Raw genomic sequence first — 24764 nt, forward strand, 5'->3', positions numbered from 1 at the left:
GCGGGGTGCAGGGCCCATGACGAAAGACATGCTGCCGGCCGCTGCGGCCCGATCGGACTTGTCCGAACTTGTCCGCATGGAGGCCGGGGCCCGATCGGCGCCCCGGGATCACGAATTGTTTACAATTCGACCTCACGATTCGGCGCAGTACGGGGACCACCGGCCAGCCGGTCCCGCCGGGCGCGCCGGCCGGATTCATCACCCCCCAACCGCAGGATCCGCTCCCATGACTCACGCTCACCGCCACGGCCGCCGCGCGCTGCGCTTCGGCAGCCTCGCCGTCGCCATCGTCCTCGCACTGCCGGCCATGGCCCAAGAGGCCGCACCGGCCGACGCCGACGCCCCGGAACTCGACGCCATCACCGTCACCGCGCAGCGCCGGGTGGAGAACATCCAGGACGTGCCGATGGCGATCACCACGATCGACCGCGAAAGCCTGGAAGCGCTGACCGCCAGCGGCGACGACATCCGCCTGTTGTCCGGCCGTCTGCCCAGCCTGAACATCGAGTCCTCGTTCGGCCGCGCCTTCCCGCGCTTCTACATCCGCGGCCTGGGCAATACCGATTTCGACGTCAACGCTTCGCAGCCGGTGTCGCTGGTGTACGACGGCGTGGTCCAGGAAAACCCGATCCTGAAGGGCTATCCGCTGTTCGATCTCGATCAGGTCGAAATGGCCCGCGGCCCGCAGGGCACGCTGTTCGGCCGCAATTCGCCGGCCGGCGTGATCAAGTTCGAATCGGCCCGTCCGCAGGACGAATTCGGCGGTTACGCGCGCATCGGTTACGGCTCGTACGAAACCCTCAACGTGGAAGGCGCGATCACCGGCGCCCTCTCGGACAATGTGTCCGCCCGCCTGTCCGTGCTGCACCAGGAACGCGCCGACTGGGTGAACAACACGCGCAACGGTGGCGGCGACGATCTCGAAGGCTACGACGAGACCGCGGCACGCGCCCAGTTCCTGTTCGCGCCCGGCGACAATTTCGAAGCGCTGTTCAACATCCATGCGCGCAAGCTCGAAGGCACCGCCCGTCTGTTCCGCGCCAACATCATCCAGCCGGGCACGAACGAGCTGATCGACGGCTTCGAGCGCGAGGAAGTATCGATCGACGGCCGCAACGAGCAGCAGCTCGACCAGCTCGGCGCCAACCTGCGCATGCGCTGGGATCTCGGCCGGGTCAGCCTGTATTCGATCACCGGTTACGAAAGCGTCGACGCCTTCAGCCGCGGCGACATCGACGGCGGTTTCGGCGCCGCGTTTCTCGGCCCGGGCAACTTCGGCCCCGGCTTCATTCCGTTCCCGGCCGAATCCGCCGACGGTCTGCCGAACCATCGCCAGTACAGCCAGGAATTCCGCGTCGAATCCAACGAATGGGGCCGCTTCGACTGGCAGGCCGGCGTGTTCTGGTTCGACGAGACCATCGATGTCGACAGCTTCAGCTACGACAGTCTGAGCGCAGGCAACCCGCAGAACGGTTACGCCACCCAGCGCCAGGAGAACACCGCCTGGGCGGTGTTCGCATCGGCCGACTTCGACGTGACCGACAAGCTCAAGCTCCGCGGCGGCGTGCGTTACACCGACGACAAGAAGGACTTCACCGCGCAGCGCGTCGTCGGTCCGTTCGGTCCGCCGATCGCGCCGATCTCGGTCAGCCCGAGCGATACCGATGTCAGCTGGGACCTCAGCGCCGTGTACGCGATCAACGACGACGTGAACGTCTACGGTCGCGTCGCCCGCGGCTTCCGCGCGCCGAGCGTGCAGGGCCGTCTGATGTTCGCCGATGCCACCCTGCCGGCCGACGAGCTGGTCACCGTGGCCGACACCGAGACCGTGCTGTCGTACGAAGCCGGCGTCAAGGCCACGCTGTGGGACAACCGTCTGCGCGTGGGCTTCGCGCTGTACCGCTACACCGTCGACGACCAGCAGCTCACCGCCGTCGGCGGCGCCGCCAACGTCGCCCGTCTGGTGAACGCCGACCGCACCGTCGGCCAGGGCGCCGAACTCGATCTGCAGGCGTGGCTCACCGACCGTCTGCTGGTCACCTTCGGCGCCAGCTACAACGACACCGAAATCCAGGACGACAACCTTGCGGTGTTCGGCTGCGGCGGCGGCTGCACCATGCGCGATCCGGCCGGCACCGTCGCGGGCACGTTCCTGATCGACGGCAACGCCCTGCCGCAGGCGCCGAAGCACGTGTACAACCTCACCGCGCGCTACGGCATCCCGACCAGTCACGGCGAATTCTTCGCGTACACCGACTGGGCCTATCGCAGCGAGGTCAACTTCTTCCTGTACGAGTCGACCGAATTCACCGGCGACCCGCTGCTCGAAGGCGGACTGCGCGCCGGTTACCTCTGGGGCGACGGCAACTACGAGCTGGCGATGTACGGCCGCAACATCACCGACGAGGAAGCCATCGTCGGCGCCATCGACTTCAACAACCTCACCGGCTTCCTCAACGAGCCGCGCACCTGGGGCGTGGAGTTCAAGGCGCGCTTCTGATCGCTACGACGATCGCCGAGGGCGATCGCGCAACACGATCATGAATGACGATCGTGAAAGACAAAACCCGGCCTGCATTGCTGCAGGCCGGGTTTTTCATGTCAGCTCGGCGGCGCAGCCGCGATGCCACTGGGGGAGCATGCGACGGCCGCCAAGCGCGCCGACTCAGCGCTTGTCGCCGCCGGTCTTCGGGTCGTTCTGCTTGTCGCCCTGCTTCTGATCGGCCTGCGACGGATTGGTCACCGGAGCCTTGGTCGGCTGGCTCTGCGTGTCTTTCTTGTCGTTCTGGTTGTTGGGCTGGTTCACGGGTATTTCCTTGTGGGGGCATGCGCGGATTGCGCACGTGGAAGCTGTTGCATCATCCGTGCCAGATGCGAATGTAATGCGAATCAGTCGCTTGCGTTCTCGACGATGGCTGCGCATCGTGCAGGCTGCGGTGCGGTCGTGTGGCCCGTTCATTTGCGGACGATGTTTTGCGCTCTGGATGAACGAAAGTTTGACGCACTCGGCCTTTGGCTCATCGAAGATGCTGGCGTGCATCACGTGTTCGCATTCGCACAACACCAGACGTTGAACGCAGACGCCGGACGGAATGCCGTCCGGCGTTTTTCTTCCCGGCCTCAGAACTTGAAATTGCCGTCGTTGCGCGTGGTGGTGCCGCTGCAGTTCGCGGGAACCGTGAACTCGCGGTTGCCCGAGGTGGTGGTCTGATTGCTTTCCCACGCGGCGGTGCTGCCGTTCCACTTCACGTACTTGTACTGGATCGCCGCGCCCGCCGGCAGGTTCACGGTCCCGGTCCACGGCACGTTGGCGCCGCTGCCCTGGATCGTGAGCGCGAAGCCGGCGCCTGGCGACCAGTTGCCCAACGCGGCGACATTGCCGACCACGTAGAGGTTCTGGCCGACGACGGTGTTGGCATTGGCGATGGTGAAGGCGACCGCGCAGCTGCCCGGCGCCTGCGTGGTCACGTTCAGCGTGGCGCTGGCTGCGGAGACGTTGCCGGCGGCGTCGTAGGCGCGCACGGTGTAGGCGTACGCGGTGGAGGCCGACAGCCCGGCGTCGCTGTAGCTGGTCGAGGCCGTGGTGCCGATCTGGTTGCCGTTGCGGAACACGCGATACCCGGCGACGCCGACATTGTCGCTGGACGCCGCCCAGGACACCGTGGCCGAAGATGCGGTGACGGCGCTCGCGGCAAGTCCGGTCGGCACCGTCGGCGCGGTCGCATCGTCGTTGAGGCAGGGGTCGGTGGTCGTGATCGTGCCGTTCTCGATCCGCGACAGGCCGGTGCCGACCGGATAATTCGCGCCGTTGCGGCTGTCCCACGTGCCGCTGCCGTTGTTGAAGGTGACCTGCGCGCCGGTGGCGGCACCGAGGTTGATCACCTTCACCCGCCAGCCGGTGCAGGCCGCGTTCATCGCCTCGCCGGGCACCGCGGTCCAACTGCCGCCGTTCGGCGCGTAGTGGATGTTGACCGTGGTCCAGCCCGTCGCCGGTTTGTAGTAGACGGTCGCGGTGTTGTTCACCAGCGGTGGCGTGGTCACGTTGAGCGCCGTGCTGGCCGCCGACAGATTGCCGACCGCATCCTGCGCACGCACCGTATAGCTGTAGGCGGTGCCGGCGGTGAGCCCGCTGTTGGCGAAGCTGGTGGCCGACGTGGTGCCGATCTGGGTGCCATTCCTGTACACGAGATAGGTCGCGACGCCGACGTTGTCGGTGGACGCGGTCCAGGCGAGCGTGAGCGAGGTCGAGGTCAGGTTCTGCGCGACGAGTCCGCCCGGCACGCTCGGCGCCTGGGTGTCGCTGGGCGCGGGCGTGGCGACCGACACCGCGGCGCTCGCCGCGGAGAGATTGCCGGCGGCATCGTAGGCGCGGACGGTGTAGCTGTAGCTCGTCGACGCCGCGACCGTGTTGTCGACGTATCCGGTCCCCGTGGTTACGGTGCCGACCTGGGTCGCGCCGCGATACACGCGATAGCCGGCGACGCCGACGTTGTCGCTGGCGGCGGTCCACGACAGATTCACCGAATTCGCATCGATGGCGTTCGCGGCCAGCCCGGTGGGCGTCGACGGCGCCTGCGTGTCGATCGCGCAGGGATCGGTGCCGCTGCTCGCGGCGCCGTTCTGCACCACCGAGATTCCGGTGCCGAGCGCGTAGTTCTGGCCGCCGCGGTTGTCCCAGACCCCGCTGCCGTTGTTGAAGGTGGCCGCGAGCCCGGTGGCGCCGCCGAGATTGGCGGTGTAGCGATGCCAGCCGCTGCAGGCGACGCTCATCGCGACGCCCGGCACCGTGGTCCAGGTGCCGCCGTTGGGCGAGAAGTGCAGATTCACCGTGGTCCAGCCGCTGGGCGTGCGGTAGTAGACCGTGGCGACATTGCCGAAGGCGGTGGTGACGCTGGTCGCGGCCGATGCCGCGGACTGGTTGCCGGCCGCGTCCTTCGCGCGGATGGTGTAGCTGTACGCGGTCGACGGCTGCAGGTTGGTGTCGGTGTAGGCCGTCGTGGTCGACGTGCCTGCGAGCGCGCCGTTGCGATGGATCTGATACTCGGCCACGCCGTAATTGTCGGTGGAGGCGGCCCAGCTCAGCGCGATGGTGCTGGCGGTGACGGTGCCCGCCGTCGGTGCGCCGGGCGCCGACGGCGCCGTGGTGTCGGCCGTACGCGTGGTGATCGTCAACACCGGGCTGCGCGCCGACTGGTTGCCGGCCGCGTCGTAAGCGAGCACCTGATAGGTGTAACCGGTCGAGGCGGCGAGACCGCTGTCGTTGAACTGGGTGCCGCTGCCGGTGCCGACCAGGGTGCCGTTGCGGAAGATCTGGTAGCCGGCCACGCGCACGTTGTCGGTGGCGGGCTGCCACGACACGCTGACCGAGCGATCGGTGAGATTGCTCGATGTCAGCGCGCCCTGGAACACCGGCGCGGTGGTATCGATGGTCAGGAACGGGCGCACGCCGGCGACGGTGCCGTTCACGTCTTCGACGTGGCCGGAGCCGGTGGTGGTCTTGCGATAGGTGCCGGCGCCGACGTAGACCTGCTGGATCTCGCTGCGCGTGACGTTGCCGCGGCTGTCGGTGGCTTCGATGTAGTAATCGAGCAACTGATTGCGATAGTTGCCGAAGTAGGCGTAGTAGAGATTGCCGATCTCCTGCGCCGGCAGCACCTGCATCGTCTGCTGGGTCACCGGCATCCACGACACGCCGTTCATCACCGGACGCAGATCGCGCACCTGCATCGGATACGAGGCCCAGGCGCCGACGTTGGCCGGCGTCACCGACAGCCCGGGTTTGCCGACGTGCGCTGCGGGATCGTAGAGCTTGTAGGTGTCGTCGGTGGCGCTGATGTTCGACGAGGCGTGGGGGCGCACCTTGACCTGGATGCTCGCGATGTTGGAGACATCGTAGGCGTAGGTGTAGATCGCGAATTCGTGGTTGTAGTGCTGCACGGTCCAGCCTTCGGCCTTCGATGCGTTCACCGAGCCGGGGTTGTACGGATAGCGCTGCGGCCACCAGATCGACGGGCCGGTGCGATCCTTCGCCGCGTTCGGCTGCACGAACAGCTTCGAGAAATACAGCGAGTTGTTGAAGGCGAGCGTGGGCTTGACGTTGTCGTCCTTGTTCTCGTCGTAATAGCCGAAGCCGGAGTCCATCGCCGGCAGCAGGAAATACCACGCGAGCTCGGCGGGATTGGCGCCGCCGGCGTAATCGTTCGCGGGATTGCCCTTCACCGGATACGACATCATCCACGGATTGAGCTGATTGCCGGCGTGGGTGATCTGCTGGTCGAGCAGGGTGGTCGGCGACCAGTGTGCCGGATGATCGTCCAGCCAGATCTGTTCGGCGGTCTTCGCGTAATTCAGCGCCGCCTGCAGCAGCGCGAAATTGCGTTCGAGGTAATGCCAGCCGTGTTCGAACGACACCGTGGCGCCTTCTTCCTGCCCGGCGAGATTGGTCTTCGGCGCCAGGTTCATGCCGGTCGCGGCGTTGAACGCCGGGAACTGGCCCTTCCAGATCAGGAACGGCAGCCGCCAGTGGAACCAGGTCGGGTCGGAAGACGAATCGCGGGTGTCGATCCAGGAACCGTCCTGCACGTGCTGCACGTCGTTCTCGGGAATCGGGAAACGCTGCAGATACTCGTCGATGCCGAGGCAATAGCCGCTGCCGCTGCAGGTGGTGCCGTAGCCGTTCTGCCAGGTCGACAGTGCGCCGGCGCGACCGCCGGAGTTGTCGCCGTCGTGCGCGACCACGTGGAACTGGCGCGGTTCCAGCGCGGCGTAGGGCACGTATTCGTCGACCGTGACCGCGCCTTCCCAGCCTTCCAGCCACGAGCCGTTCTGGGTCACCGGAATGCCGGCGACCTTCGTCACCGCACCGGTCGCCGGATCGACATGCCGCACCCAGTGCGGGGTCGAGGCGAACGGGTATTTGTTCACCACCACCTGCTGCTCGTGCGCCATCTGCTGCGCGACCCACGATCCGGTGGTCGAGGTGTTGCGCAGGTCGGCGCGATTCGGCGGCGAGGTCAGGGTGTCGCCGGTGGCGTCGTAGGTCGCGTACGGATAATCCTTCAGCGTGCGCGAGAAGTGATTGTTGCCGATCACCGACCACTGGATGCCGAGTTTCGCCAACGTCGGGATGAGGCGATCGGAGAAGCCGAGTTCGGTGGGGAAGAAGCCGCGCGACGAGCGGAAATTCGCGCCGAGGAAAAACGGCTGCGCCAGCGTGGCGCTCTGGTGGATCAGGTCCTTGAGGAAATATTCCTGTCCGACCAACGGGCCCATGGTGTGGTGCCCGGTGAAATGGATCAGATCGAGCGTGCGATGACCGTTCTCGGTCGGCAGCCCGCCGTAGGCGTTGCGCCAAGACGCGCCCCAATTGGTGTTGTTGTAGCCGGGCACGTTCTGCAGCCGCTGCAGGCTGTCGACGTTGTTGACCACGGCGCCGGACATGGTGACGTGGATCTGCCCCTTCGCCGCCGACCAGTTGCGCACCTCGTTCGCCACCTGCTGAGGCCAGTACTGGTAGGCGCCGGTCTTCGCATCGTGGCTGTAATAGGCCACCAGATCGTCGTGCGGCATGATCGTGCCGCCGAGCGCGGGCGGCAGGTAATAACTGTAGCCCGCCGGCGGATTGTTCTTGAGCGCGATCACATCGCCGTCGTAGGCGTAGCGGATCGGCGCGCCGACCGCGGTGGCGTTGTAGGCCTTGCCCACGTCCACCGCGTAGAACGGCCAGAAATTCGGCATGTGGTTGTGATAGACGTGCGCTGCGGGGATCGCCGCGGGCGCGCCGGGAATCGCGGAGCAACAGATCACCATGCCGATCGCCAGCGCGATCGACGTTTTGCGCATCGCCATCGATGTCTCTCCCTGGACCTACGAATGCCGCTGACGGATCGCTTGTGGTTCCCGCTGCCGTTCGTCCCCTTCGCGTCGGCATCGTCGGGATGCGGACGCGCGAATCGTGCAGGCGATCCATGCCGCACGGTCGGCCCGCGGATTATTGAAGGGTTTCGATCCGAGGTGCGCGAATCTGCAAACGTATACATGCAAAAACATGTGCTGCTGCGCAGCAATTCCGCGCGCGATCGCACGCATCGCATTGCGCGGATGCGTGCGCATGCGACGTCGCGATCCGCATGCGGTCGGCATGCGGATCGCCTTGCGATGCGTTCGCTTCTTCGTGACCGCTATGCCTGCGGATGCGTCTGTGCGTTCGCGCGGATCGCCGCTTCGATGTAGGCGGCGAGGCCTTCGCCGCGCCTCTCGTAGTACGCCTGGAAGCGCGCGTCCGAGATGTACATGGCGGCCACGTTCGCATGCATCGCATGGCTGCAGGGATAGAAATGCCGTTCGATGTGTTCGCGGTGACATTCGGCGAGCGCGCGTGCGCGTTCGCTGTCGGCCGCATCGCCGCGCCGCATCGCGGCGAGGAATTCCGTGGCGATCGCATCGGCTTCGGCCTGGATGCGCGCCCAATCGTCCTTCGAGTATCCGCGCGTGCGTTGCCGCGATGTCGTCCATGCGTCGGTATCGCCCCAGCGGCGTTCGGCCTCTTCGGCGTATTCGCCATGCTGGAAGCGTTCGTAGCCGTCGAAAAGCTGTTCGGTGTTCATCGGAGTGTCGTCCCGTATCGATTGGAGGGTCGCATCGACCGCCATCAGAACCGCTTCCGCATGCCTGCGTTTCCGTTCCAGCGCCTCCCTCTGGGCGAGCAGCGCTTCGCGCCGCTGCTCGGCGGGCGCGTCGACCAGCGCGCGCACCGCGTCCAGGCCGAAGCCCAGTTCGCGGAACAACAGCACCTGTTGCAGGCGTCGCAGATCGTCGTCGCCGTAGAGCCGATAGCCTGCTGCGCTGCGGCATGAGGGCGTCGCCAGGCCGATGGCGTCGTAATGGTGCAGGGCGCGGACGCTCAGTCCGGTGAGCGCGGCGACCTGGCCGACGGTGCGTTCGCTGGCGGGCATGATGGGGATCCCGTGGTGGTGGATGCGGATGCGATCCTCATGCCTGACGCGGCGTGAGGGTCAAGCCCCCGCATCGTTGTCCGATGGGCGATTGTGCAGCTCGACGGTCGCGAACGCATCGGTGCGACGGGTGGCATGTCCTTCCGGCCTGTCAAAAGGACATGGCACGCTCTAGACTCCGTCCACGGAAGGGCTTGCGGCAGCGTGCCGCCATGCCGACAGGGGGCATGTTTTTTCATTCCCGACGGGAGAGGCTCATGAACCGCAGTGGTTTCCTCGGCATGCTGTTGGCCCTGACGCTCGCGCCCTGCGCGGCGCAGGCCGCCGAAACGCTCCGCTATGTCGTCCTGGTCGACGACGGCAAACAGGCCGGCCACCAGATCGTGGAACGCGGCGACGACGGCGTCACCCGCGTCGACTTTCTCTTCAAGGACAACGGCCGCGGGCCCGAGATCAAGGAGGAATACACCCTCGCCGCCGACGGCACCTTCGAGCGGTATTCGGTCAAGGGCAGCTCCACCTTCGGCGCGCCGGTGGACGAACAGTTCCGGATCGAGAACGGCATCGCGTCGTGGAGATCCACGGCGGAGTCCGGCGAACAGCCCGCAATGCCGGGCGCCGCCTACTGGTCGCTGGGCGGTACGGCGCAGAGCACCGCCGATGCGCTGGCCGCGCTCGCGCGTCGCGCGGACGGCAAACTGCCGCTGATTCCGAGCGGCACCCTGAGCATGCGCACCGTGGCCCAGGCCGACGTGACCAAGGGTGCCGAGAAGCGCACCGTCCGCCTGATGCAGGTGACCGGTGTCGGCTTCACGCCGTTCTTCCTGTGGACCACCGGTGGCGAACGGCCGCAGTTGTTCGCGCAATTGGTTCCCGGCTGGATGCAGATGATCGAGGAGGGCTGGCAGGAGAATGCCGGCCGCCTCGAAGCCCTGCAGAAGCAGGCCGAAGCCGACGCGTTGACCGATCTGCAGCGCCGCCTCTCGCATGCACTGTCCGGCACCACGCTGATCCGCAACGCGCGGGTGTTCGACAGCGAGAGCGCCACGCTCGGTGCCGCTTCGGACCTGCTGATCCGCAACGGCCGCATCGTTTCGATGTCCGGCGCCAACGAAGAGCGCTCGACCGCCGATCACGTCATCGATGCAGGCGGCCGCGTGCTGCTGCCCGGCCTGTTCGACATGCACGGCCACATCGGCGCCTGGCAGGGCGGCCTGCATCTGGCCGCCGGCGTTACCACCGTTCGCGACATGGGCAACGACAACGCGACCCTGCAGACGCTGATCGCGGACGAACGCGAGAACCGCGTGCTGTCGCCGTCGATCGTCGCGGCGGGTTTCCTGGAAGGCGAAAGCCCGATGTCGGCGCGCAACGGTTTCGTGGTCTCCGATCTCGCCGGCGCCAGGCGTGCGATCGACTGGTACGCGGCGAACGGTTATCCGCAGATCAAGATCTACAATTCGTTCCCGAAGGACATCCTGCGCGAGACGGTGTCGTACGCGCACAGCCGCGACCTGCGCGTCAGCGGCCATATCCCGGTGTTCCTGCGCGCGCAGGATGCGCTGGACGCCGGTTACGACGAGATCCAGCACATCAACCAGGTGCTGCTGAACTTCCTGGTCGACGAGACCACCGACACCCGTACGCTGGAGCGTTTCCGTCTGCCGGCGAAGCGCGTCGCCGACATGGATTTCAACGCGAAGCCGGTGCAGGACTTCATCGCGCGGCTGGCGAAGGACCAGATCGCGATCGACCCGACCCTCGCCACCTTCGATTTCATCCGCCACCGCGCCGGCGAGACCTCGCAGGCCTACGCCGCGGTCGCCGCGCACATGCCGCCGGACGTGCAGCGCGGCCTGAAAATGGCCGAGTTCGACATTCCCGACGACGAGACCGCGGCGCGCTACAACCGCTCCTACGAGAAGATGGTGGAATTCGTCGGCCGTCTGTACCGCGCCGGCGTGCCGATTCTCGCCGGCACCGACGGCACCCCGGGCTTCACGCTCCAGCGCGAGCTTGAGCTGTACGTGAAGGCGGGGCTCACGCCCGCGCAGGCGCTGCAGGTCGCGACCTGGAACGGCGCCAAATATTCGCGGACCCTCGACGAACGCGGCTCGATCGCGGTCGGCAAGCGCGCCGATCTGGTGCTGGTGGATGGCGACCCGACCCGCGACATCGCCGACATCCGCAAGGTGGCGCTGGTGATCAAGAACGGCAACGCCTATTACCCCGCCGACATCTACGAGGCCTTCGGCATCCAGCCGTTCGCGGCGCCGATCAAGGCGCAGCCACCGGTGGCATCGCCATGATCGCGGAGACGGTCGGCAGGATGCCCCTGCTAGACTGGTCCTCTTTCCGTGACCCGACAGGAGTCCCCGCATGACGACCGCCTACGATTTCTCCGCCATCGACATCGATGGCCACGACAAATCGCTCACCGACTACGAGGGCAAGGTCCTGCTGGTGGTGAACGTGGCCTCCAAGTGCGGCTTCACGCCGCAGTACACCGGTCTGCAGGCGCTGTGGGAGAAATACCGCGACCGCGGGCTGGTGGTGATGGGCTTCCCCTGCGACCAGTTCGGTCACCAGGAGCCGGGCGACGAAGCGGAGATCATGAATTTCTGCTCGCTCACCTACGATGTCGATTTTCCGATGTTCTCGAAGATCGACGTCAACGGCGCCAACGCGCACCCGCTGTGGAAATGGCTCAAGGAGGAGAAGGGCGGGCTGCTCGGGATCGGCGCCATCAAATGGAATTTCAGCAAATTCCTCGTCGGCCGCGACGGCAGGGTGATCAAGCGCTACGCGCCGACCGACAAGCCGGAATCGATCGCGCGGGACATCGAGGCCGCGTTGGGCTGATCGAGCGACGGATGACGCCCGGTTCCGGTCCCGACGAGCCCGGTTTCGATCTTCGCCTCGAAACCGAAAGCAGCGGCCTGGTGGCCAACGTCACCGGCCGCATCGACACGCTCGATGCGTTGATCGCCATGTTCCTGCGCATCGCCGCGGAACTGCGGCGTACCGGGCTGCGCAGCATCCTCGTGATCGACCACACCCACGGCGTGGTGCCGCCCGAGGATCAGTTGCGCAAGCTGGTGGGTGCGATGGAGGGGCAGGGCTTCGCGACGGTCCGCATGGCCTATGTCGACGCCCGCGGCACCGCGATCAGCCGGATGGAAGTGGGCGAGATCATCGGACGCGAACACGGTTACGAATGTCGGGTGTTCGACAACGAAGCCCGTGCCCGCATCTGGCTGCACTACGGCGAATAGCCCGGTCCGGCCGTGCGGCCGGCGACATCATCGCCCGCGTTTCGCGTCCGCTCGGCGCAGCACCTCGCCGATCGCGGGCGACCATACCGTCCACGCATGTCCGCCTTCGCGCACCAGCACCTGATCCTTCGGCAGGGCCGGGATCAGCAGCGGCATGGCCTTGCGCAGGCGGTCGCGGTCGCCGTAGGCCAGCCAGACGCGATCGGCCTGTTGCGGATTCCGCGACCAGCCCTGGATGTGGCGCCAGATCTCGCGTTGCCAGGTGTCCGCGTTCACGTCCTGCTTCGGGCCCGCATCCCATCGCGCGATGCCGCCGGCGTCGCCGATGTCGCGCAGCAGCCCGCGGTCGCCGAGATACGGCGCCAGCAGCACCAGTCCGTCCATCTCGCCCGGGTGCAGCCGGTCGTAGAGCAATACGCCCATGCCGCCCATCGAGGCCCCCACCAGCCAGACCTCGCGGTAAGCGCCGCGTTCGCGCGCCGGGGCGATGACTTCCGAATGCAGGCGTTCCGGCGCCCGCCCCTGCATGTAATAGCTCAGGGTCAGCTCGGCCAGCAGCACGTCGGCATCGGGCCATGCGCCCTGGATCGATTCGGCCATGCCGCTGCCGCGCAATGCGTCGAGGTCGTCGGCGCGCCCGGGAAGCACCACCACCAGGCGCGTCGCCGCCTGTTCCGAACGGACCAGATGGGTCGCGATCGGGCGATCCGCGTCGCGGACAGGGATGCAGCCGGCGATGGCGAGCAGGCTGGCGAGCAGAGCGACGGCAGGGATGAGGCGCATGGCGTTCTCCGGACGGGGCGAACCCAGCATACGCCCCGGGCCGATGCCCGGATGCACTCCATCGGCATGCGCGCCGCCGGGCGCGTCACTTCTCGACGAAGGCGCGCTCGAACACGTATTCGCCGGCGGTGCCGATCCGCGGCGACGCAGTGAAGCCGCGGGCGTCGAGGATGCGACGGAAATCGGCCAGCATCTGCGGGCTGCCGCAGATCATCGCGCGGTCGTGCGCCGGGTCCAGCGGCGCGAGTCCGAGGTCGGTGGCCATCTGCCCGCTTTCGAGCAGATCGGTGATGCGTCCGCGCCGCAGTTGGCCGTGCCAGTAGAAGTCCTCGCGGCTCACCGCCGGGTAGTACAGCAGCTTGGCGCGGATTTCCTCGCCGAGGAATTCGTGACGCGGCAGTTCGTTGACGATGTAGTCGCGGTAGGCCAGGTCGGGTTCGCCGCGCACGCCGTGGACGATGACGACCTTCTCGAAACGCTCGTAGGTCGCGGGGTCCTTCACCACCGCCATCCACGGCGCCAGGCCGGTGCCGGTGGACAGCAGATAGAGGTTGCGCCCGGGATGCACGTCGGAAATCAGCAGCGTGCCGGTGGGCTTGCGGCCGATCAGGAGGGTGTCGCCGGGCTTGATGTGCTGCAGGCGCGAGGTCAGCGGCCCGTTCGGAACCTTGATGCTGAAGAATTCGAGCTGCTCTTCCCAGTTCGCGCTGGCGATGGAATAGGCGCGCATCACAGGTTTTGTGCTGCCGTCGTCCTGCGGTACTTCCAGCCCGATCATCACGAATTGCCCGTTGTCGAAACGGAAGCCGTCGTCGCGGGTGGTGGTGAAGCTGAAGTACGCGTCGGTCCAGTGGCGGACGTCGAGGACGGTTTCCGTGCCGTAGGGGGAGGCCATGCGTGGGGTCTGGAGTATTAGTAGGGTCTAATTATAGCGGGGGGCGCGCACGACAATTCCTGATCCTGCTCAGAAATGCCGAAGGCCCGGGCGCTGCTGCGGGCCTTCGCATGCGCGGCGATCGCCGGACCTTCCAGCGCCACCGTGGATCGACCGCGCTCACAGCACGAGGGTGTGCACCACCTGCGCCCGGTCGTCCGGGTCGCTTTCGGTCGTGAAGCCCAGGTGATGCGCGAGATGCGCCATTTCCCGGTTTTCGGCGAAATCCAGCGACACCATGCGCTTGATTCCGCGTTCGCGGGCGGCATCGATCAGGCGATGCATGAGCACGGTGCCCAGACCGCGGCCCTGCCAGTCGTCGCGCACGGTCACCGCGATTTCGCACGCCAGCGGATCGGTGCTCACCGCATAGCGGGAAACGCCGACGATCGCCTTGAATTCGCTGTCCTCGGACAAGGCCACGAACGCCTCATCGTTGACGTGATCGACATCGACCAGTTTGGCGACCATTTCCGGGCTGGGTTCGCGGATCTGCTCCTGGAAGCGGTAGCGCCGGGACTGCGGCGACAGCGCGGTGATGAAGTCGCGTTCCGCATCGGCATCGCCCGGATTCATCGGCCGGATCAGCACCTTGCGCTGGTCCGCCAGGGTTTCGACGGTGTAGGGCAGGAAATGGCCTGCCGGATCGGCGGCGGGGGCGGCGGGGGCGGCGTTGGGCTGGACGTTGCTCATGGAACGACTCCGGCATGTGGGATGTCCGGAATTGTGCGCCGCAACAAGAAGCGGTTTTCTGATTCCGATCAGTTTGTGCCGATCGGTTTGTCCCGATCACGTTGTCATGACCGCATCGTGAGGACCGCTTTGTCGCGATCGCTTTGCTCCGATCGATCCGCCCGGCCACCGGCATGCCGAGCCGGCGGCCGGGTCGCGAGGTGGCATCAGCCTTCGGCGACGCGCTTCATCGTCGCCAGGCCGGTTTCGAAATCCCTGCCGATCATCTTGTCCATGCTCATGACCGTGTCCATCAGCTTGGAGACGTAGGGGCTGGGGCCATGCATCGCCCAGACCACCTCGGTGCCGGTCGGCGTGGGCGTGAGCGTGAATTCGGCGATGTTGTTGGCCTCGAACGGCGCGATGAAATCGAGCTTGACCACCAGCTTGCCCGGCGGTGCGGATTCGACGATCTCCATCCTGCCCTGGCCGATATCGCTGTTGCCGCTCCAAGCATAGGTTGCGCCAGTCCCTTTGGGGGCGCCGCCGTGGGTGCGGGTCATGGCCGGATCGAGATGTTCCCAGGGCGACCATTCGCCCCAGCGGTGGAAGTCCTCGATCATGGCGAACACCTTGTCCGGCGGCGCGGCGATCGTCGTCCTGCGCTCGACCCGGAAGGTATCGGGCTTGGTCGCCGCGTAGCCCAGTACGCCCGCGATCGCGATCAACACCACGATCAGCGATGACACCAGGATCTTCTTCAGCATGGCCCCGCCTCCCGCGCATGGATGTCCGGGCATTCTCTGCCGTTTCGCGGCGACCGCAAGCGTCTCCGGCCCGTCCCCCGACTTTCCGCCCGATGGCGCAAGGCGCGCTAAAATCGCGTCCCCACACGCCACGCCCGGTCTTCGCCCGTGTCCGCAGCCCATGACTCCGCCGCCAGCGCCTCCGCCATGCCCGCCGACCGCCGCCCGGTCTCGATCCGACAGGAAGACCTGATCCAGTCGATCGCCGACGGCCTGCAGTACATCAGCTATTACCATCCGGTCGACTACATCCAGAGTCTCGCCGCCGCCTACGAACGCGAGCAGAGCGCCGCCGCCAGGGACGCCATCGCGCAGATCCTGATCAACTCGCGGATGTGCGCCGAAGGCCACCGCCCTATCTGCCAGGACACCGGCATCGTCACCGTGTTCCTCGAAGTCGGCATGGACGTGCGTTGGGACGACGCCACCATGGGCGTCGAGGACATGGTCCACGAAGGCGTGCGCCGCGCCTACAACCATCCGGACAACAAGTTGCGCGCGAGCGTGCTGGCCGACCCCGCCGGCAAACGCATCAACACGAAGGACAACACGCCCGGCGTGGTCAACGTGAAGATCGTGCCCGGCAATACCGTCGACGTGATCGTGGCCGCGAAGGGTGGCGGCTCCGAGGCGAAGTCGAAGTTCGCGATGCTCAATCCCTCCGATTCCATCGTCGACTGGGTGCTGAAGACCGTGCCGACGATGGGCGCCGGCTGGTGCCCGCCGGGCATGCTCGGCATCGGCATCGGCGGCACCGCCGAGAAGGCGATGCTGCTGGCGAAGGAAGCGCTGATGGAACCCATCGACATCACCGAACTGCAGGCCCGCGGTGCGTCCAATCGCGCCGAGGAACTGCGGCTGGAGCTGTACGAGAAGGTGAATGCCTTGGGCATCGGCGCGCAGGGCCTGGGCGGTTTGACCACGGTGCTCGACATCAAGGTCAAGGACTATCCGACCCACGCCGCCAATCTGCCGGTAGCGATGATTCCGAACTGCGCCGCGACCCGCCACGCGCATTTCACCCTCGACGGCAGCGGCCCGGTGATGCTGGATCCGCCTTCTCTCGCGGACTGGCCGCAGCTGACCTACGACGCCAGCAAGGGCCGCCGCGTGAACCTCGACACGGTGACGCCGGAAGACGTCGCGAGCTGGAAACCCGGTGAAGTGCTGCTGTTGAACGGGAAGCTGTTGACCGGTCGCGACGCCGCGCACAAGCGCATGGTCGACATGCTCGACAAGGGCGAATCGCTGCCGGTCGATTTCAAGGGTCGCTTCATCTACTACGTCGGCCCGGTCGATCCGGTGCGCGACGAGGTGGTCGGCCCCGCCGGCCCGACCACCGCCACGCGCATGGACAAATTCACCGAGCAGGTGTTGGCGCAGACCGGTCTGCTGGGCATGGTCGGCAAGGCCGAACGCGGGCCGGTCGCCATCGATGCGATCCGCAGGCACCAATCGGTCTATCTGATGGCCGTCGGCGGCGCCGCGTATCTCGTGTCGAAGGCGATCAAGGCCTCGAAGGTCGTGGGTTTCGCCGATCTCGGCATGGAAGCGATCTACGAATTCACCGTCGAGGACATGCCGGTCACCGTGGCCGTGGATTCCACCGGCGAATCGGTGCACAAGACCGGGCCGCGCGAATGGCAGGCGAAGATCGGCAAGATTCCGGTCGTGGTCGAATAAGCTGCAGGAGACAGCGTCGTACGAAAGAAAAAGCCCGCAGACGATGCGGGCTTTTTCTTCGCGGGATTTTTCTTCGTCGGAGCGATGCGCCGACGGTCAGCGCAGCGTCGCGCGGTTGTTGACGATGCGGACGGTGGAACCTTCGCGGATGCCGTTCAGATCGTCCTGCGATACCACGATCTCGCGGCCGTCGCGCATCCGCACGAAGATGTTGTAACCCGTGCCGGCGCGGTTCTGGATCGCGTTGCCGATGACGCCGCCTGCGGCGGCGCCGGCGACGGTGGCGGTGTTTTTCCGGCCTTCGCTGTCGGTGCGGTTGTCGGCGAGTTCGCGTGCGGCCAAGCCGCCGATCACCGCACCGACCACGGCACCCGTGGCGTTCGGCGCGCGGCTGCCGGCGCCCTGTTCGATGCGGGTCACGGTGCCGCAGTCGTAACACGTGGTCTGCGAGCTGCCGTACCCGGTGCCGCTGCCGGCGTAGCCCGGGCCGGACGTGGCGCAACCGGCGAGCGCGAGCGGAGAGAGGGCGATGGCGATGGCGAGAATGCGCGATTTCATGATGAACCTCCGGAACGGATATGACTTCGGACTGCGATGCGGGCGCATCGCGATGTGACCGAACCGTATGCCGCGCAGAATGAATGTTCCGGAACCGTGCGCGATACACGAAGGCCGTGGTTCAGCAGGCCGCGCAAGGCTCGCAGCGTGCGACGCGTGGAATGTCGCGGGAATGCCGCTGGTCGGCGATATCGGTTTGTTATCCTTGCGCATCGAAGTAAGAAGCGCGGAGCGGGGCATGAGCCGGAAAAAATCGTACTGGGGGCAGTTCGATGCGCGCCCCGAGGCCGTCAAGGGCCTCGAGCAGCGACCCGATGTGATCGAAATGTCGAAGGGCGAGCTGTTCCTGGCCTCGATCGCGAACATCCTGCGCCACGAATACGGTTTCGTCGCCGCCACCGACGTCGACACGCCGCTGGATGCGAACGGCGCGTGGATCCCGCTCTTCACCTATCCCTGCATCGAATACATCGCGCAGTTCGATCTCAGCGACAAGCGCATCTTCGAGTGGGGCGCCGGTGCATCGACGCTGTACTGGATGTCGAGGGCGCGCTCGGTGGTCAGCATCGAAAGCGATCCGACCTGGTTCGAGCGGATGAACGGCCTGAAGGCCGACAATGTCGAACTGATCCTCGATCGGGGCGACGGCTATCCCGGACAGATCCTGCGCCAGGACGGATTGTTCGATCTCATCGTCATCGACGGCGGCGGCTACCGCTACGATTGCGCGACGCTGGCGCATCGCAAGCTCGCGCCGGGCGGCATGATCATCCTCGACAACGCCGACTGGCATGCGATGAGTGCGGGGCAGTTGAGGGCCGCCGGCCTGATCCAGGTCGATTTCTCGGGCTTCAAGGTCACCGAATCGCATGCGTCGACCACGTCGGTCTTCCTGCACCGCGCGTTCGATTTCAAGACGCTGCAGCCGTCGCAACCGGGGTATGCGATGGGTGCGAAGCGCGCGCTGTCGCGCTGGGACCAGCCGCAGATCGGCAAGCCGGACGCTTGATGCGCGCCTGTTTCAGATGCCGCGGAAATACACGTCCACGTAATCGGTGACGCCGTCGCAGGGATTGTCCATTTCCTGCATCCGCCAGTATCTGCGCTTGCCGGTCGCCTTGAAATGGAAGGTGCCGCTGCGCTTGCATTCGGCGCCGTCGGCGTTGTGGTGGACGCGGATCGCGATGTCGCCTTCGAACACGAAACCATCGCGACTGGCCGAAACGATCCGGCCCGACATCCGCAGGTAGTCGCCCGCGTTGTCGCCGCTGCCGAGCTGTTCTCCGCTCGCGGAGAGCGTGTCGCCGCTGTCCTCGACGCTCAGCCGGCCGGCGCCGGACAGGTCGCCCCAGCCGATCCACTGCAGGGTCAGCAGGTGTTCGCCGACCAGTCGCGCTTTCGCTGCGGCATCGAGGCCGTTCGCGACGGACTTCGCGGAAGTTATCTTCGAAGGCGCCGCATTCGAGGGCGAGGGATTTGCGGCATGCGCACAGAGCGGCGCGAAGGCGAAGACCGTGGCGATGAGGGCGACGATAGGGAGGCGCATGGGCGGTTCTCGTGAGACGGGCGCGTTGGGACGGATGATGCGTGCGGAGCGGCTCAGTTCTTCGGCGGCGGACCGCCGGGTGCGATGTCGGGCTGCAGCAGGTTCTGGGCTGCGTCGGCGCGCGCCTGTGCGACCTGCACATCGATGTCGCGGTTGACCGACGTGTCGACGTTGCCGTTCTGCGTCGGCTCGGCGATCGCATCGATTTCCTGCGCATCGCGCTGCCGCGAGGTGACGATGTGATAGGTGGTGCGCGGGCCTTCGACGCCGGCTTTCGCGAATGCCGCCTTCACCTGCCGGATCGCCTCGCTGCGGACCTTGCCCAGATCGCTCTCGCGCTGGTCCAGCCAGCCGAAGAAGCGCAACTGGATGCCGGCGGCGCCGTATTCCACCACCGTCCACGAGGGCGCGGGATCGTCGAGCACGCCTTCGATGTCGGTGATCGCCGAGATCGCCAGCGTCTGCGCCTCGCGGATCGACTGGCCGGCATCGATCAACATGGCGAAATCGAAGCGGCGCTTCGGGTTCTTGCTGTAGTTGAGGACCACCGACTTGAATACCAGGCTGTTCGGCAACTGCAGATGATTGCCGTCCATCGTCATCAGCACGGTGGCGCGCGAGTTGACCGAGATGACCCGGCCCTCGCGGCTTTCGATCAGGACGTGATCGCCGGGTTCGAACGGCCGGCGCACGCTGAGCAGGATGCCGGCGATGTAGTTCTCGGCGATGTCGCGGAAGGCGAAGCCGAGGACCAGGCCCACCACGCCGGCCGAACCCAGCACCGCGCCCACCACCGAGGTCAGGCCGAGCAGGTCGAGGGCGATCAGGATGCCGATCAGCATGATCGCGGTGCGCACGATCATCCGCATCAGCCCGCTCATGTACGGGTTCTGCGAGCGCAGCTTGATCAGGTGCAGTCGATTGGCGATGAAGCGCGAGGTCCATTGCGCGATCAGGATGACCAGCACCGCCAGCACCAGCTGCGGCACGCGCGCGAGCAGTCGCGCCAGCGCCGCGTTGCTGTTCTCGACGATCGCATCGAGACAGTCGCCGAGTTTGTCCAGCTTGCATTCGGCCGCCGCCACCGCGGGCGCGGCGATGATCGCGGCCGCGCCTTCGATCGGCGACGGCTTCTTTTCCGGTTGTGCGTCTGCCGGCGACTGCGCGCTCGCAATGGTGGCGCAGAGCAGGCCCGCGATCAGTGCGACTAAGAGCAGGCGGGTCAGTGTGCGGAGAACGGCCATGCGCGAACGCTCAGAAGAACCAGGCGAAGAAGAACAGGCCGAGCATCGCGAAGCCCAGGGTCAATTTCACGACCACGCCGAAGATGATCCCGAGCCAGGTGCCGAGACCGATCTTTGCGGCGTCGCCGAGATCGTTGCCGCTCATCTTGCGTCGGTACAGCAACTCGCCGACCACCGCACCGATGAAAGGCGCGACGAATACGCCCACGAATCCGAAGAACAGGCCGGCGATCGTGCCCACGGCCGCGCCGACGACCGCCCAGCGACTGGCGCCGACGCGCTTGGCGCCCATGGCGGTGGCGATGAAGTCGATCAGCAGGGAGAGGAGGGTGAGGATGCCGAGCACGACCAGCGTGATCACGCTGATCCGCTCGAATCCGTCGGTCCATGCCGCCAGCAGCATGCCGCCGTAGACCAGCGGCAGGCCCGGCAATGCGGGCAGGATGACGCCGAGCAGACCGACGACGATCAGGACCGCGGCGAGAATGTAGAAAAGGACCTGCTGCTCCATGGACGTTCCAGACGCGCGAAGGGGAGCGCGACGGGCGGATGATGGCATGCCGTGTACGGCCCTGCATGACCCGGAAGTGACGTGCCGATGTCCCGGCGACGCGGGACCGCAACGCACACGGCCCCGCGAGCGGGGCCGTGGCGATGACGCGTGACGCCGCTGGACTTGCGGCGCCGGCGTGGATGGATGGTCAGCGCAGGCTCAGCGGAAATCCTGATGGCAGCCCTTGCAGGTCTCGCCGATCTTCGCCGCCACTGCGGTGACGCCCTCGCAGTTGATCGGTGGCGCCGCCAGCGCGCCGTCGAGGGTCGCGCGCATCGCGCTGGCGTGCTTCGTGAAGCGCTCGTCGTCGCGCAGGTCGGGGAACGCGGGCTCCAGATCGTTGGTCAGCTCGCGCAGCGTGCGCAGGCTGGGCAGGATGTCCGTGGCGCCGCAGCGGTTCTGGGTCACCTTCTCTTTCAGCGTATTGGTATGCGCGTTCATCACGTGCATGGTCGCTTCGTGCCAGCGATCCTGCCAGGTCTTGCGGCCGTCCAGCGTGCGCAGCAGCATCACGACCGCGATCGCGCCGAGGACGAGGCCGATCAGGAAGACGAAGAAATAGCGGCTGAAGGCGGAGGACTTGGGGCGGGCCTGTTCGGGCGTGGTCGACATGCGGCAACTCCGTGCGAATTCGGCGGAAACATACCATGCCGGCGCGCGTCCGCGCCCGGACGGGTAAAATCGCGGCATGCAGGACACCCCTCTCGACGACCGCTGGGTCGAACGCTTCGCCGGCATCGACCGGCTCTACGGCGCCGGTGCGCTGGCCCGCTTCGCGCGCTGCCGCGTCGCCGTCGTCGGTCTGGGCGGCGTGGGCTCGTGGGTGGCCGAGGCGCTGGCCCGCAGCGGCATCGGCCACCTCACCCTGATCGACGCCGACGACCTGTGCGTGTCCAACACCAATCGCCAGTTGCCGGCGCTGGAGGGGCAATACGGCCGCAGCAAGGTCGAGGCCATGGCCGAGCGCTGCCGCGCGATCAACCCCGGCATGACGGTCGATCCGGTGCAGAGCTTCCTCACGCCGTCCAATCTCGAGGATCTGCTCGGCCGCGGCGAGGACCTGGTGATCGACGCCTGCGACAGCTTCCGCACCAAGGTCGAGGCCATCGCCTGGTGTCGCCGCCGCAAGCTTCCGATCATCACCGTCGGTGCCGCCGGCGGCCGGCTCGATCCGACCCTGGTGCGCGTGCGCGATCTGTCGCGCACCGAGCACGACGCGATGCTCGCGCTCATCCGCAAAAAGCTGCGTTCGGAATTCAATTTCCCGAAGAACCATCAGCGCTATTTCGGCGTCCCGGCGATCTATTCGCTGGAGAACGTGCAGTATCCGCAGGCCGACGGCAGCGTCTGCGGCCTGCGTCCGAAACTCGGCGCCGACGCGGCCCTGAAACTCGACTGCGGCGCGGGCCTCGGCGCCGCCACCCACATCACCGGCGCGTTCGCGTTCGCGGCGGTCGGCAAGGCGCTGGAGATGCTGCTGAAGCTGAAACGCGTCGAATAAGTGTGCTTCGGCGCATCGTTTCAAGGGCGAACAAAAGCGGTGCGCTGGGGCGCACCCTATGCGGGGGGAAGTCCGAACAGGCGTTCCGCGTTCGCGGTCGTCGCCTGCGCCAGCGATTCGGGCGACATGCCGCGCAGCGCGGCGATGGTGTCGCGGACGATCGTGAGTCGCGCCGGTTCGTTGCGCTGCCCGCGATGTCCGCTGTCCGGCTGGTCGGGGGCGTCGGTTTCGAGCAGCAGGCATTCGATCGGCAAGGTCGCTGCCAGCGTGCGCAGCCGGTTCGCGCGATCGTAGGTCACCGGGCCGCCGATGCCGACCAGGAAGCCGAGGTCGTACAGCCGCTTCGCCTGGTCCGCACTGCCCGGATAGCTGTGGATCACGCCGCGCAGCGGGCCGAAGCGACGGATCGCGGCCATCACCTGATCCACCGCGCGGCGCGCGTGCACGATCACCGGCAGCCCGAAGTCGCGGGCCAGCCGCAACTGGCCTTCGAAAAACAGCGACTGTCGCTGCGGATCGAGCCCTTCGACGAAGAAATCCAGTCCGCATTCGCCGACCGCGAGCGGGCGTTCGCGTGCGATCCATTCGCGCAGCGAGGCCAGGTGCTCTTCGCGATGCTGGTCGAGATACATGGGATGCAGGCCATAGGCCGGATACAGTCCGGGCTCCGCCGAGCACAGCGCGCGCAACGCGTCCCATCCGGACGCGACGATCGCCGGCACGATCTGTCGGCGCACGCCTGCGGCGCGCGCGCGGGCGAGCACCGCGTCGCGGTCGGCGTCGAATTCGGGCGCGTCGAGATGCGAGTGGCTGTCGACCAGCATGCGAAGCGCGTCAGCCGATGCGTTCGCCTTCGATCGGCGGCTTCGGCGATTGCATCTGCGGTTCCTTGCGCTTGCGGAAACTGGCCAGCAGCAGCGTGCCGATGCCGAGCAGCAGTTCGTCGATGAACGGGATGAAATCCGGGATCACCATGTCCAGCGCCCACAGCGCGGCGGCGAGCATGAACAGGCGCGGGAAACTGAGTCGGCCTAGGAAGCCGAGGATCGGTGCGACGAGCGGGTTGGCCATGGCGCGGCTCCGACGAGGACGAATGTGCGAACGCTAGCACGCGAAGAACGATCCGAGTGGCCCGATTCAGGGTTTCGTCATGCCCGGCTCGCCGGGGCGGGGCGTGGTTCAGGCGGGCGGTGCTGCAATCCGCCCCAAGGTGGGGGATTCGACTGATCGCACGACTCTCAGGAGGTCCGAATGAACAAGAACATGGTGGCCATCGCGCTCGCTTCGCTGCTGGTGGGCGGTGTCGCCACGGCGGCCTACATCAACAATCGCGGCCCGTCGCAGACCGGCGCCGATAGCTTCGACGCCGCGTCGGCCGCGCATCCCGCGAACGAACCGCAGATCTACGACGGCATGATCGACGACGGCACGATTCCGGCCGGCGGCAAGATCGAATACGCCGACGTGATTTCGGCCGAGCCCATCTTCGAGAAGGAAGCGCTGTACGCCACCGTCATCGGCACCGAGCCGGTGCGCGAGACGATCACCGGCTCGGCGCCCCGCGAAGTCTGCGAGGACGTGGCGGTGCAGGAGCGTCTGCCCGAACGTGACGGCAACGTCGGTGGGACCGTGGCCGGCGCGTTGATCGGCGGCCTGGTCGGCAACCAGGTCGGCGACGGCAATGGCCGCAAGGCCGCGACCGTGGCCGGTGCTGCGGCCGGCGGCTACATCGGCAATCGGGTCGACCGCAAGCATCAGGGCGGTCAGGTCGTGACCCGCACCGAGCGCCAGTGCCGCACCGTCTCCGACACCACCACGAGCAGCCGCACCGTCGCCTGGAATGTCACCTATCGGACGCCGGACGGCCACACCGACACGATGCGCACCGATCGCAAACCCGGCAGCCGGATTTCGATGGGCACCGAAAAGCGCGTGGTCGGCTACGACGTGACCTATCGCTACCGCGGCGAGCGGCAGACGCTGCGGATGGACGACAAGCCCGGCGACCGTCTGCCGGTGATCGACGGCCGCGTGGTGACCGGGGTCGCCGTCGCGGGGACTCCGGATCGTGGCTGAGTTCTGACGGCCTGCCCCGGGTGCCAGGAACGCCCGGAGCGGGAACGAAACGCTTCGCGGCCGACCCCTCGGACGGTCGCGAATCGGGCGGGGCCGGAGCGATCCGGCCCCGTCTTTTTGGGCGACATGCGAAATCGCGTCGTTCAGTCTGGAAATCGTCGTTTCGCCGGACCCGATTG

General features: G+C 66.7%; 22 protein-coding genes. 8 read left to right on the forward strand and 14 right to left on the reverse strand.

What is annotated here, in order from left to right:
- The first annotated feature begins 226 nt into the window (after positions 1–226).
- Positions 227–2500 carry a TonB-dependent receptor gene (locus ABD974_RS18750; RefSeq protein WP_345304872.1) on the forward strand — a complete coding sequence of 758 codons (2274 nt, stop codon included), beginning with the start codon at positions 227–229 and terminating at the stop codon, positions 2498–2500.
- A 165-nt stretch (positions 2501–2665) separates the two neighbouring features.
- On the opposite strand, the gene ABD974_RS18755 is transcribed toward ABD974_RS18750, so the two are convergent.
- The 3 genes from ABD974_RS18755 to ABD974_RS18765 form a co-directional block, all read right to left on the reverse strand.
- Positions 2666–2806 (reverse strand): hypothetical protein, encoded by a 141-nt coding sequence (locus ABD974_RS18755; RefSeq protein WP_345304873.1) that lies wholly within the window; start codon positions 2804–2806, stop codon positions 2666–2668.
- 314 nt (positions 2807–3120) lie between these two features.
- Positions 3121–7848: a carbohydrate binding domain-containing protein gene (locus ABD974_RS18760; protein WP_345304874.1), complete on the reverse strand. Its 4728-nt coding sequence runs from the start codon at positions 7846–7848 to the stop codon at positions 3121–3123.
- A 332-nt stretch (positions 7849–8180) separates the two neighbouring features.
- Complete coding sequence (locus ABD974_RS18765; protein WP_345304875.1) at positions 8181–8954, reverse strand: MerR family transcriptional regulator; 774 nt, start codon at positions 8952–8954, stop codon at positions 8181–8183.
- 257 nt (positions 8955–9211) lie between these two features.
- Here ABD974_RS18765 and ABD974_RS18770 point away from each other — a divergent pair, with 257 nt between their 5' ends.
- The 3 genes from ABD974_RS18770 to ABD974_RS18780 all read left to right on the forward strand — a co-directional run bounded on the left by ABD974_RS18770 (position 9212) and on the right by ABD974_RS18780 (position 12229).
- Positions 9212–11263, forward strand: coding sequence for an amidohydrolase family protein (locus tag ABD974_RS18770; protein WP_345304876.1), 2052 nt, complete (start codon positions 9212–9214; stop codon positions 11261–11263).
- A gap of 70 nt (positions 11264–11333) precedes the next feature.
- Positions 11334–11816 carry a glutathione peroxidase gene (locus ABD974_RS18775; RefSeq protein ID WP_345304877.1) on the forward strand — a complete coding sequence of 161 codons (483 nt, stop codon included), beginning with the start codon at positions 11334–11336 and terminating at the stop codon, positions 11814–11816.
- Between the two features lie 11 nt (positions 11817–11827).
- Positions 11828–12229 carry a hypothetical protein gene (locus tag ABD974_RS18780; protein WP_345304878.1) on the forward strand — a complete coding sequence of 134 codons (402 nt, stop codon included), beginning with the start codon at positions 11828–11830 and terminating at the stop codon, positions 12227–12229.
- Between the two features lie 27 nt (positions 12230–12256).
- Here ABD974_RS18780 and ABD974_RS18785 read toward each other — a convergent pair whose 3' ends face one another.
- The 4 genes from ABD974_RS18785 to ABD974_RS18800 all read right to left on the reverse strand — a co-directional run bounded on the left by ABD974_RS18785 (position 12257) and on the right by ABD974_RS18800 (position 15385).
- Positions 12257–13012 carry a serine aminopeptidase domain-containing protein gene (locus ABD974_RS18785; RefSeq protein ID WP_345304879.1) on the reverse strand — a complete coding sequence of 252 codons (756 nt, stop codon included), beginning with the start codon at positions 13010–13012 and terminating at the stop codon, positions 12257–12259.
- An 85-nt stretch (positions 13013–13097) separates the two neighbouring features.
- A complete protein-coding gene (locus tag ABD974_RS18790; protein ID WP_345304880.1) occupies positions 13098–13907 on the reverse strand; it encodes a ferredoxin--NADP reductase in 810 nt (269 codons plus the stop codon).
- Between the two features lie 159 nt (positions 13908–14066).
- Positions 14067–14639 carry a GNAT family N-acetyltransferase gene (locus ABD974_RS18795; protein WP_345304881.1) on the reverse strand — a complete coding sequence of 191 codons (573 nt, stop codon included), beginning with the start codon at positions 14637–14639 and terminating at the stop codon, positions 14067–14069.
- Positions 14640–14845: 206 nt separating this feature from the next.
- Positions 14846–15385, reverse strand: a complete 540-nt coding sequence (locus tag ABD974_RS18800; protein ID WP_345304882.1) for an SRPBCC family protein — start codon at positions 15383–15385, stop codon at positions 14846–14848.
- Positions 15386–15571: 186 nt separating this feature from the next.
- Here ABD974_RS18800 and ABD974_RS18805 point away from each other — a divergent pair, with 186 nt between their 5' ends.
- Positions 15572–17107, forward strand: a complete 1536-nt coding sequence (locus tag ABD974_RS18805; protein WP_345305005.1) for a fumarate hydratase — start codon at positions 15572–15574, stop codon at positions 17105–17107.
- 96 nt (positions 17108–17203) lie between these two features.
- Here the strand turns inward: ABD974_RS18805 and ABD974_RS18810 are convergent, their stop codons facing one another.
- A complete protein-coding gene (locus tag ABD974_RS18810) occupies positions 17204–17665 on the reverse strand; it encodes a glycine zipper 2TM domain-containing protein (protein ID WP_345304883.1) in 462 nt (153 codons plus the stop codon).
- A gap of 238 nt (positions 17666–17903) precedes the next feature.
- Between ABD974_RS18810 and ABD974_RS18815 the strand changes: the two genes are divergently transcribed.
- A complete protein-coding gene (locus ABD974_RS18815; RefSeq protein WP_345304884.1) occupies positions 17904–18674 on the forward strand; it encodes an O-methyltransferase in 771 nt (256 codons plus the stop codon).
- 12 nt (positions 18675–18686) lie between these two features.
- On the opposite strand, the gene ABD974_RS18820 is transcribed toward ABD974_RS18815, so the two are convergent.
- The 4 genes from ABD974_RS18820 to ABD974_RS18835 form a co-directional block, all read right to left on the reverse strand.
- Positions 18687–19211 carry a hypothetical protein gene (locus ABD974_RS18820; RefSeq protein ID WP_345304885.1) on the reverse strand — a complete coding sequence of 175 codons (525 nt, stop codon included), beginning with the start codon at positions 19209–19211 and terminating at the stop codon, positions 18687–18689.
- Between the two features lie 53 nt (positions 19212–19264).
- Positions 19265–20455, reverse strand: a complete 1191-nt coding sequence (locus ABD974_RS18825; protein ID WP_345304886.1) for a mechanosensitive ion channel family protein — start codon at positions 20453–20455, stop codon at positions 19265–19267.
- A 10-nt stretch (positions 20456–20465) separates the two neighbouring features.
- The gene (locus ABD974_RS18830) at positions 20466–20966 is read right to left on the reverse strand and encodes a DUF456 domain-containing protein (protein WP_345304887.1); all 501 of its coding nucleotides are present in this window, start codon (positions 20964–20966) and stop codon (positions 20466–20468) included.
- 201 nt (positions 20967–21167) lie between these two features.
- The gene (locus ABD974_RS18835; protein WP_345304888.1) at positions 21168–21620 is read right to left on the reverse strand and encodes a hypothetical protein; all 453 of its coding nucleotides are present in this window, start codon (positions 21618–21620) and stop codon (positions 21168–21170) included.
- Between the two features lie 76 nt (positions 21621–21696).
- Here ABD974_RS18835 and ABD974_RS18840 point away from each other — a divergent pair, with 76 nt between their 5' ends.
- Positions 21697–22509, forward strand: a complete 813-nt coding sequence (locus ABD974_RS18840; RefSeq protein WP_345304889.1) for a tRNA threonylcarbamoyladenosine dehydratase — start codon at positions 21697–21699, stop codon at positions 22507–22509.
- 56 nt (positions 22510–22565) lie between these two features.
- Here the strand turns inward: ABD974_RS18840 and ABD974_RS18845 are convergent, their stop codons facing one another.
- Together ABD974_RS18845 and ABD974_RS18850 are read right to left on the reverse strand one after the other, a co-directional pair.
- Entirely contained in the window at positions 22566–23333 is a 768-nt protein-coding gene (locus ABD974_RS18845) for a TatD family hydrolase (protein ID WP_345304890.1), read from the reverse strand.
- Between the two features lie 10 nt (positions 23334–23343).
- Positions 23344–23580 carry a DUF6116 family protein gene (locus ABD974_RS18850; protein WP_345304891.1) on the reverse strand — a complete coding sequence of 79 codons (237 nt, stop codon included), beginning with the start codon at positions 23578–23580 and terminating at the stop codon, positions 23344–23346.
- A gap of 180 nt (positions 23581–23760) precedes the next feature.
- Here ABD974_RS18850 and ABD974_RS18855 point away from each other — a divergent pair, with 180 nt between their 5' ends.
- Positions 23761–24585, forward strand: a complete 825-nt coding sequence (locus ABD974_RS18855) for a glycine zipper 2TM domain-containing protein (protein WP_345304892.1) — start codon at positions 23761–23763, stop codon at positions 24583–24585.
- Positions 24586–24764 lie beyond the last annotated feature (179 nt).

Origin of the sequence: Lysobacter hankyongensis, assembly GCF_039543145.1 — a bacterium.
GTDB classification, from domain to species: domain Bacteria; phylum Pseudomonadota; class Gammaproteobacteria; order Xanthomonadales; family Xanthomonadaceae; genus Lysobacter_I; species Lysobacter_I hankyongensis.

Bases quoted from the DNA above. Each gene is read 5' to 3' on its own strand.
- ABD974_RS18750 (WP_345304872.1), top strand. From the start codon at position 227: ATGACTCACGCTCACCGCCACGGCCGCCGCGCGCTGCGCTTCGGCAGC.
- ABD974_RS18760 (WP_345304874.1), bottom strand. From the start codon at position 7,848: ATGGCGATGCGCAAAACGTCGATCGCGCTGGCGATCGGCATGGTGATC.
- ABD974_RS18765 (WP_345304875.1), bottom strand. From the start codon at position 8,954: ATGCCCGCCAGCGAACGCACCGTCGGCCAGGTCGCCGCGCTCACCGGA.
- ABD974_RS18770 (WP_345304876.1), top strand. From the start codon at position 9,212: ATGAACCGCAGTGGTTTCCTCGGCATGCTGTTGGCCCTGACGCTCGCG.
- ABD974_RS18775 (WP_345304877.1), top strand. From the start codon at position 11,334: ATGACGACCGCCTACGATTTCTCCGCCATCGACATCGATGGCCACGAC.
- ABD974_RS18780 (WP_345304878.1), top strand. From the start codon at position 11,828: ATGACGCCCGGTTCCGGTCCCGACGAGCCCGGTTTCGATCTTCGCCTC.
- ABD974_RS18785 (WP_345304879.1), bottom strand. From the start codon at position 13,012: ATGCGCCTCATCCCTGCCGTCGCTCTGCTCGCCAGCCTGCTCGCCATC.
- ABD974_RS18790 (WP_345304880.1), bottom strand. From the start codon at position 13,907: ATGGCCTCCCCCTACGGCACGGAAACCGTCCTCGACGTCCGCCACTGG.
- ABD974_RS18795 (WP_345304881.1), bottom strand. From the start codon at position 14,639: ATGAGCAACGTCCAGCCCAACGCCGCCCCCGCCGCCCCCGCCGCCGAT.
- ABD974_RS18800 (WP_345304882.1), bottom strand. From the start codon at position 15,385: ATGCTGAAGAAGATCCTGGTGTCATCGCTGATCGTGGTGTTGATCGCG.
- ABD974_RS18805 (WP_345305005.1), top strand. From the start codon at position 15,572: ATGCCCGCCGACCGCCGCCCGGTCTCGATCCGACAGGAAGACCTGATC.
- ABD974_RS18810 (WP_345304883.1), bottom strand. From the start codon at position 17,665: ATGAAATCGCGCATTCTCGCCATCGCCATCGCCCTCTCTCCGCTCGCG.
- ABD974_RS18815 (WP_345304884.1), top strand. From the start codon at position 17,904: ATGAGCCGGAAAAAATCGTACTGGGGGCAGTTCGATGCGCGCCCCGAG.
- ABD974_RS18820 (WP_345304885.1), bottom strand. From the start codon at position 19,211: ATGCGCCTCCCTATCGTCGCCCTCATCGCCACGGTCTTCGCCTTCGCG.
- ABD974_RS18825 (WP_345304886.1), bottom strand. From the start codon at position 20,455: ATGGCCGTTCTCCGCACACTGACCCGCCTGCTCTTAGTCGCACTGATC.
- ABD974_RS18830 (WP_345304887.1), bottom strand. From the start codon at position 20,966: ATGGAGCAGCAGGTCCTTTTCTACATTCTCGCCGCGGTCCTGATCGTC.
- ABD974_RS18835 (WP_345304888.1), bottom strand. From the start codon at position 21,620: ATGTCGACCACGCCCGAACAGGCCCGCCCCAAGTCCTCCGCCTTCAGC.
- ABD974_RS18840 (WP_345304889.1), top strand. From the start codon at position 21,697: ATGCAGGACACCCCTCTCGACGACCGCTGGGTCGAACGCTTCGCCGGC.
- ABD974_RS18845 (WP_345304890.1), bottom strand. From the start codon at position 23,333: ATGCTGGTCGACAGCCACTCGCATCTCGACGCGCCCGAATTCGACGCC.
- ABD974_RS18850 (WP_345304891.1), bottom strand. From the start codon at position 23,580: ATGGCCAACCCGCTCGTCGCACCGATCCTCGGCTTCCTAGGCCGACTC.
- ABD974_RS18855 (WP_345304892.1), top strand. From the start codon at position 23,761: ATGAACAAGAACATGGTGGCCATCGCGCTCGCTTCGCTGCTGGTGGGC.